Annotated in this window: 1 rRNA gene; it reads right to left on the reverse strand. The window is 52.8% G+C overall.

Annotation, left to right across the window (positions count from 1 at the left end):
* Nucleotides 1–10 precede the first annotated feature (10 nt).
* A 16S ribosomal RNA gene (locus AB4209_RS21135) occupies nucleotides 11–1,565 on the reverse strand.
* Nucleotides 1,566–1,607: the final 42 nt, after the last annotated feature.

The raw sequence follows: 1,607 nt of genomic DNA on the forward strand, positions 1-1,607 counted from the left end.
TATCTTCGTATAAGGAGGTGATCCAGCCCCAGGTTCCCCTAGGGCTACCTTGTTACGACTTCACCCCAGTCATGAACCACAAAGTGGTGAGCGTCCTCCCCGAAAGGTTAAACTACCCACTTCTTTTGCAGCCCACTCCCATGGTGTGACGGGCGGTGTGTACAAGGCCCGGGAACGTATTCACCGTGACATTCTGATTCACGATTACTAGCGATTCCGACTTCATGGAGTCGAGTTGCAGACTCCAATCCGGACTACGACGCACTTTTTGGGATTCGCTCACTATCGCTAGCTTGCTGCCCTCTGTATGCGCCATTGTAGCACGTGTGTAGCCCTACTCGTAAGGGCCATGATGACTTGACGTCGTCCCCACCTTCCTCCGGTTTATCACCGGCAGTCTCCCTGGAGTTCCCGACATTACTCGCTGGCAAACAAGGATAAGGGTTGCGCTCGTTGCGGGACTTAACCCAACATTTCACAACACGAGCTGACGACAGCCATGCAGCACCTGTCTCAGAGCTCCCGAAGGCACACCTGCGTCTCCGCTGGCTTCTCTGGATGTCAAGAGTAGGTAAGGTTCTTCGCGTTGCATCGAATTAAACCACATGCTCCACCGCTTGTGCGGGCCCCCGTCAATTCATTTGAGTTTTAATCTTGCGACCGTACTCCCCAGGCGGTCTACTTAACGCGTTAGCTCCGAAAGCCACGGCTCAAGGCCACAACCTCCAAGTAGACATCGTTTACGGCGTGGACTACCAGGGTATCTAATCCTGTTTGCTCCCCACGCTTTCGCATCTGAGTGTCAGTATCTGTCCAGGGGGCCGCCTTCGCCACTGGTATTCCTTCAGATCTCTACGCATTTCACCGCTACACCTGAAATTCTACCCCCCTCTACAGTACTCTAGTTCACCAGTTTCAAATGCAGTTCCGAGGTTGAGCCCCGGGCTTTCACATCTGACTTAATGAACCACCTGCATGCGCTTTACGCCCAGTAATTCCGATTAACGCTCGCACCCTCCGTATTACCGCGGCTGCTGGCACGGAGTTAGCCGGTGCTTCTTCTGTTGCTAACGTCAAGAGATAGCGCTATTAACACTACCCCCTTCCTCACAACTGAAAGTACTTTACAACCCGAAGGCCTTCTTCATACACGCGGCATGGCTGCATCAGGCTTTCGCCCATTGTGCAATATTCCCCACTGCTGCCTCCCGTAGGAGTCTGGACCGTGTCTCAGTTCCAGTGTGGCTGATCATCCTCTCAGACCAGCTAGGGATCGTCGCCTTGGTGAGCCATTACCTCACCAACTAGCTAATCCCACCTAGGCATATCTTGACGCGAGAGGCCCGAAGGTCCCCCTCTTTGGCCCGTAGGCATTATGCGGTATTAGCCATCGTTTCCAATGGTTATCCCCCACATCAAGGCAATTTCCTAGGCATTACTCACCCGTCCGCCGCTCGACGCCCATTAACGCACCCGAAGGATTGTTAGTGTCGTTTCCGCTCGACTTGCATGTGTTAGGCCTGCCGCCAGCGTTCAATCTGAGCCATGATCAAACTCTTCAATTTAAGATTTTGTGACTCAACGAATACTGACTTCAAAACTAATAT

Origin of the sequence: Vibrio sp. 10N.286.48.C11 (assembly GCF_041469805.1) — a bacterium.
Taxonomy (GTDB): Bacteria; Pseudomonadota; Gammaproteobacteria; order Enterobacterales; family Vibrionaceae; genus Vibrio; species Vibrio crassostreae_C.